The organism is Acinetobacter sp. Marseille-Q1623 (assembly GCF_902809895.1).
GTDB lineage: Bacteria > Pseudomonadota > Gammaproteobacteria > Pseudomonadales > Moraxellaceae > Acinetobacter > Acinetobacter piscicola_A.
In genome coordinates, this window is record NZ_CADDWG010000002.1 from 618,441 (window position 1) to 625,679 (window position 7,239).

A 7,239-nucleotide genomic window follows, 5' to 3' on the forward strand; every position below is an offset into this window, starting at 1 on the left:
AATATGATTAGCAAGATATACGCCAAAAAGTCCTTTGCTTCCTGCAAAGGACTGATCAAACTTTATGACGTAATATGAACCGCTTGTTTATGGGTAAATAACAATAAACCGTCTAAACCAAATGAATAACCTAAACCAGACAGTTTCCAGCCCCCAAAAACGGCTGCAGGAGATAAATCAGAATGGCTATTAATCCAGACTGTCCCTGTTTCCATTTGACTGGCAATATTTTCAGCAAGTTCTAAATTTTGACTCCATACTGAACCACCTAAACCAAATTCTGTGGCATTGCTACGCTGTAATACTTCATCAATAGTCCTAAATTTTAGTACAGGTAGAACTGGACCAAATTGCTCCTGATCCACTAAAGCCATGCCTTCATGGACATTGGTCACGATGGTTGGCGCAATAAAATAACCGGTTTCTGGTAAAGCTTGCGCTGTGCTCACAACTGTTCCACCTTGTGCAACAGCATCCTGAATGAGGGCTTTGACTTTGTCATATTGCATTTTATTTTGCACAGGACCAAAGCTGACAGCAGCATCTGTACCATCACCAATGACTTGCTGATTTGCGATCTCGACTAATTTTTTAACTAGAGCATCATAAATATTTTCATGCACATATAAGCGTTTAAGTGCCGCACAGGTTTGACCTGCATTTAAAAATGCTGAACCAAAAATCTTTTCTGCCACCATCTCTATATCGGCATCTTCAAGCACAATACCTGCATCATTACCCCCCAATTCAAGCACAACACTTTTTAATGAACGTACAGAATGACTCAAAATACTTTGTCCTGTGCGTGTAGAACCTGTAAATGTCACTTTATCTACAGCAGCATGTTCACTTAATGCTTGTCCAACCTCGCCTTGACCTAAAATAATATTACATACGCCTTGCGGTAAATGACGATTAATAATTTCAACCAGTTTAATCGTGCTCAGCGGGGTATATTCAGAAGGTTTATTGACTACACAGTTTTTGGTTTTGAGGGCAGGAAAAATATGCCAAACGGCAATCATAAATGGCCAATTCCACGGTGTAATCGATGCCACTACACCAAGCGGACGATTATACACCTTAATGGTTTTACCATTTGGCTCTGTCATGGTCTCCACAGGAATGTCTAAACTGGTTAAATATTCAATCCAGCCAGCACCTGCTTCGACTTCAAACTGTGCCATGGCTAAGGTTTTGCCCTGCTCTAAAGTAATGAGCTGTGCAATCTCATCTTTTTCTGCACGAATATCGGCAGCAATTTTGTGAAAAAGCGCATGAATCACCTGATCCTCAGTATTTTTCCATGTTTTAAATGCTTGGGCAGCTGACTCTATTGCGTCATTCACCTGCTTGAGACTTGCACTAGCCACGTCTGTCAGTACAGTTTCATTGGCAGGATTAATCACGGCAAATGTTGCACCTTCGCCCTGTATTTTTTGTCCATCAATGATTAAAGCTGTGTTCATTTATATTTCCTTATATATTAAGCCTGATCAACACGATTTTAACGGTGAATCTAGGCTTGGAACTCATCCCAAAGGATGATCTTTCTATGAAAACCGATGAAACTTTAAGTCCGTTGCATGAGCAATTCGACTCCTTTTTCAGCAACAACAATGGTCGGTGCATTGGTATTACTATTTGAAATACCCACAGCACTTTTGCTTTTATAAAACCTACAAAACTCTTTTTACCATAATAGAAGGGTCAGCTCGAGGTTCACAAAAGCACCATATCACTGTGTTCCCCATGTTTTACTTTTTTACCGTGGTCACTGCTTTAACGAGATTTTTTGAGCAATGCAGTGATATACAATTAAAAAAATCAGCAAAAACATAATCACTGTATAAAGATAGAATCAACTTGTTTGAATATTTTTAATCAAACTTGTATTTCGAATAAACCACGGGGTATGCGATCACCTGTATCGATTACATACAGTGTTGAATATCGCCTTTTTAATTTTCAACATATCCATGTTGTTACTCCGTTATGTCCTTTGTCATTCATTTAATCTTTGTTGAAATTAAATAGTTTAGATACCTCATGAAAATTAATATATTAACTAAATGGTAAAATTTCAACCCTTATTTACATTTATCGTAAATCTCATTGTTCAATCAATATAAGTGATGGTGCAATATAATTTCTGCGTGCATACAAGCGCCAAGCGTTCATTGATTTATGCTTAAAGACCTGATTGATATTGTGATAAGTTATCAAAAAAGTAGTGATAGACTATATTTATTCATGGACTCAACGAGTCTGAATTTTCTTGATCAAGCTGAATGGAAACGTAAGAAGCATCAACTGGAAAATCATCGTCAGTGGTTTAAACTTTATAGTTGAATCGATGCTAAAGCTCTGTAGATATGGGCTTTACAGTTCACAACGAATAATGTCAGTGATGTACGAGTACTTGGAACTTTACTTTCACAAAGCCCCTTTTAAGAACGAATTGATTCAGTCCATGGCTACTTATGACACACAGCACTAAAAACGAGTTATTTTAAATCGAGATGCATAGGCAATCATTCTACCAAGAAAGAATGCCAAGCCTTGGAAAGATCGGAAAGCGAGGTCTATAGAGCAGAATGAATTATTGGGAACAGTCAAACGCTTAGGAGATAAATTAACAACAAAGAATTTTTCTAGTCTGGTAAATGAGATTCATGCACGCGTAGCAGTACTCTACATATTCATAGCATTAGATTGCCCCTATATCTAAATTGTATCTTAAATTTAGATCTTATAGGCTAGCTCTGTCTTTCAAAGCTTTATGCAACAAAGCCTAATTTAAATAGAAATAAATATGGTCATAGAACCTTTTGAGCTATCATAAATATGATCCATTCATTTCTGCAACAAATTACACGGCTCACTTTTTAATTGATACTGATAATAAATCATTCCATAATTTAAAAATATGATCACGATTAAATTTCTCTACAGATGATCTGGCATTTTGCTGTAATTGATGTAATTTCTCACGATCGAGTAATAAATTTGAGACTTGTTGAATATATGCTTCTTCATGATTGTTCTCAATTAAAATTCCATTCACACCATGAATAATCATATCAGATGGGCCATAATTAATATCAAAGGAAGTAACAGGGCAACCATTTGACAACGCTTCTAAAATTGCCATACAAAATCCTTCAGATGAACCAGCAAAAAGCATTAAATCTGCCTGTTGGAATACGCTATTCACATCTGTAGTAAAGCCTTGTATAAAGACATGATCCTCTAAACCACACTCTTGAATTGTATTTTTAATATTAATTTCATCAGCTCCGAAGCCATACAAACTTAACTTTGCTAATGGTACATTTAAGACAATTTGCTTAAACATTTTAACTAAAAGAGGTAAACGCTTTACCTGATCAAAACGAGCAACACAAACACAATGATATGCTTCTCGTCCTAACTTTTTATCTTCTTTATCTTGAATAAAATGTGGAATAACTCGAGTATTTTGATAATCACCGTATTTCTCAACAAAATCATTTTTTTGCTGATGTGTTAAAAATACCAATTGATCTAGTTTATTAAAATATTCGACATAGTGTTTATAATGCCCATTGAGTTTTGAATTTTTATCGTTTGGATCATTATAATGGGCAGCATGTATAATACCAAAAATCCGATGATTTTCTTTTTTGTTTTTTAGCAAATACTCTGAAAAAACAATCGCCCTATCTATAATAAAAATACAATCTTCATGATGATAATATGAAAGAATATGAAATAAAAAATCCACTTCCTTTTCAAAAGTTGCTAATAAAATCCCATTATCATCAAAATAATGAATATGACTTAATTTTTTATCAATAAATATTTTATTTGCAACAATTTTTCCATTTATATCATATATAAACTCACTGATCACACATTTATTTTCATCCAAAATCTGAATCGAACTTAGTTTTTCTTGCTCATTATATTTTATTCTTTGGTTTAACTTCCCAGCATTAAACACATTAATATATGACAAAAATCCTTTTTGGTCTCTTATATAATACTTGACTATTTTTTTATCTTTATAAACTTTAATATTTCCAGCTTCATTAACTTTTGCTTCTTTAACTGTATAAATTGCATTTTTAAAAATTTTAAAAGAGTCTAAACGAAATACTCTTTTCTGCAAAATTTCATATAAGTTAATAAATTTAATATTATTTTCAATTTTTTTATCAAAAAATCCATCTTCAAATAAAGACTTGTAAATCAAGTGAATGTGTGGATTATAAGATAGAGTACAAATATGAACAAGATAACCTTTTTCAGCAAAAAGGGCTGCACGTTTTAACAGTGCAACCAATAAACCATTTTTTTTTGCTTTAATCTCAGTATAAAGCATAAATATTTTATAATTCATATAAAGATCATTTTAAATTTAAAGGCAGAAAGTTATTTTTAAAAGGCTTGACTGCCTTATCTTTCAGCCATTCATAATAATCTACTTGAGCTTTTGCTACAGGATAAGCCATAAAACCAATACCAGGCCCAGCATTCACTTCAAATATTACAACATTTCCATTTTGATCTATACCTAAATCTAAACCCAATGAATCTAATCGCCATGGATATTGCTTTTGAAATGCTAAAGGAAAAATCTTGAACAAATATCTAACTTTTTTTAAAATTTTCTCTACATGTTGTGTATAAAATTGTTCTAAAAATAATTTTTCTCTTGTAGTGATAAGAGCACCTTGCATACCATTTGTAATGTCTACATTTTTATTAATATTAACATAAGGAAAAAATTTTATCATTTTCCATGTACCATTTTTACCTCTATTAATTTGCAACCTAAATACAGTATTTAAATTATTATTTGTTGAACTTTCAAAATATCGACTTAAAGTATAATTTTTATTCAAAATATTATTTAAAATAAAAGATAGAAATTCATCTTTAGAGTATATAAAGCTCTCCTTTAACATTCTAACAAGATACTTCCCATCTGTGTTCTCAACCGTATAAATTCCTTTACCTTGGTTACTTGAATTCGGTTTTAAAATAATTTTCTTATGTTTTTCTAAGGCAACTAAAATACTACCTTCTGTCTTACACTCTTCAACTTCAATTAAAAAATCATTTAGCTCAGATATTCGATTTAATTTTTCTTCCACTTGTTTTTTTGTGCCAATTCTATTTGAAGTAAATGGAATCATTTCGGATAATTTAATATAAATATCCTTATCTTCAGCTTTTACAGCCAATCTATTTTGAATCACATCTGGAAATGAAAATAGCTTCTCGACTACCTGATCATGCTCAATAGTTTTACCTAAAATCGTTCCCGCTTCAAAAGAGACATCTTTTGCTGTAAAAACATAAGCTTGGTGACCACGATTTTTTGCAACTTGAATAAATATTTCTTCAACGTCTGTCAAAACTTTATTTGGTTTTAAAACACCAAATACTGCCATTTCGATTCTCCAATACAAATAAATTAAAGTGTTAAGGGATGTACATTCATTTCAGTAAAAATACTTTTCTTATTTTCAAATTCCTCTAAAAAAAGAGCTATATTCGTAATATCTAAATGCTGAATGTCACTAAAATCATATTTCCACCATTCTGTTGCTAAAAGCCGCTCAATAGTCTCTTGATCAAAACGGTATTTAAGAATCTTTGCAGGATTACCTCCTACAATTGCAAATGCTGGAACATCTTTCGTCACTACAGAATCTGCCGCAATTACAGCTCCTGTACCAATATATAGATTTGCTTTTAATGTTACTCTTGAGCCAATCCAAACGTCATGTCCAATAATTAATTTATTATGATGAATATGAGGTAATTTCCTCGCATTTTGTAATTTTTGCTGATCATCAAGATACTTTTTATAAATAATAAAATTTCTATCATATGTTGTTGCAGAGGTCGTTAGCCACTCATAAGGATGCCTTAAGCCCATCACTTTGATATCCGTGGCTATAGAACAATATCTCCCTACTTTAGTGGTGATAGGTAAAGTCGACCAACTATAAGAAAAAGCCCCCATTTCCCAAATATTTCTACCCACTAAAAATGCACAATACGGCTCAATTACTACACCTTCTTGATAGCTAATTTCATCATCTGCTTTGAAACGCTCTATACCACTTCTGGTGAAAAAAATATTATGCTTCAGTAAGTCATTTTTGATTTCAATAAATTTTTTTTTCAAAATATCTACTCTACAAAATAGTTTAAATAAGCCACATAACCTGACAAATTATGCTCTTGGTCATCTATACGACAGCGAAAGCGATCATGACGCACATAAAATGAATTTAGAATTTTCTCAGGTTTCGCCATATACATTGCAAATTCAGGATAAAAATATCCAGTAGCACGTTGAAACTCAACTCGACTCTCGATCAGTGTTTTTAATTCATCAAATTTTGCTTGCTCATATAAATCATCAAAGCCTTGTTGTTGTAAGCGGATCACCATTTTATAAGCTGCCATCATCATTTCTAAAAATGTTGCGTAGGCTGTTTTACGTTTTGCAATAAACCTCATATGTTTTAAATAATTATTTAATCCAAATTGAAAATATTTTTTCTCAGGACAAATCATGGTTAATTCATTCGTACAATAGCTCAGCCAATGATCATGATATTTATCGTATTTTTTTTCTATAAAATGTTCAAACATCTGTTTTACTGTTGCCAATAATGCTTCATTTTTATTGATTTGATAAAGCCGTAATAGACCTAATGCTGCTTCACCATCATAGTAAACAATTCTAAATTTTTCTTTTAATTCTAAAGATGGATAATTTAATACATGTGTAGTTTCACCCTGTTCGTCTACCATAAAACGTATACCTTCGGCTAACATTTCGGCATATTTTTGATAGCGATTATCTTTTGTGATCTCTTGATACTTAGCGAGCATAAAAATTGCCGCTGCATTTGAACCTAATTTAATTTCTGCTTGACTTTCAATACCATCAATCATAAATGCATGATGATTTATCTCTTTATAGAAAGTCTTAATTGCATAATCAATAGAGATAATGATTTTTTCTAGATAGCTTTGATTGTATTCAACTTCAAGTGTTTCTAATAAGGCATAGATAGCCGTGCAATGCCGTACCGTATTATAACTTTTAATTTCTCTATTATATGCAGGGAAATATCCATAAATAAATTTTCCATCCGCTTGAATTTCATTATGTAAAAACTTTGCATTATTTAAAATAATATTTTTAATTTCTGATTTTTTATGTTCGAC

At 32.2% G+C, this 7,239-nt stretch carries 4 protein-coding genes and 2 pseudogenes; 1 reads left to right on the forward strand and 5 read right to left on the reverse strand.

Annotation, left to right across the window (positions count from 1 at the left end):
- Positions 1 to 62 precede the first annotated feature (62 nt).
- The gene (locus HUV91_RS15580; RefSeq protein ID WP_174493995.1) at positions 63 to 1,469 is read right to left on the reverse strand and encodes an aldehyde dehydrogenase family protein; all 1,407 of its coding nucleotides are present in this window, start codon (positions 1,467 to 1,469) and stop codon (positions 63 to 65) included.
- Between the two features lie 733 nt (positions 1,470 to 2,202).
- On the opposite strand from HUV91_RS15580, the pseudogene HUV91_RS16650 reads away from it, so the two are divergent.
- Positions 2,203 to 2,731: pseudogene (locus tag HUV91_RS16650) on the forward strand (transposase); the annotation flags it as partial.
- 150 nt (positions 2,732 to 2,881) lie between these two features.
- Here the strand turns inward: HUV91_RS16650 and HUV91_RS15585 are convergent.
- The 4 genes and pseudogenes from HUV91_RS15585 to HUV91_RS15600 all read right to left on the reverse strand — a co-directional run.
- A complete protein-coding gene (locus HUV91_RS15585; RefSeq protein ID WP_174493996.1) occupies positions 2,882 to 4,384 on the reverse strand; it encodes a glycosyltransferase in 1,503 nt (500 codons plus the stop codon).
- A 7-nt stretch (positions 4,385 to 4,391) separates the two neighbouring features.
- Entirely contained in the window at positions 4,392 to 5,441 is a 1,050-nt protein-coding gene (locus HUV91_RS15590) for a YheC/YheD family protein (RefSeq protein ID WP_174493997.1), read from the reverse strand.
- A gap of 23 nt (positions 5,442 to 5,464) precedes the next feature.
- A complete protein-coding gene (locus tag HUV91_RS15595; RefSeq protein WP_174493998.1) occupies positions 5,465 to 6,184 on the reverse strand; it encodes a CatB-related O-acetyltransferase in 720 nt (239 codons plus the stop codon).
- Positions 6,185 to 6,189: 5 nt separating this feature from the next.
- Positions 6,190 to 7,239 (reverse strand): annotated as a pseudogene (locus tag HUV91_RS15600) (poly alpha-glucosyltransferase); the annotation flags it as partial.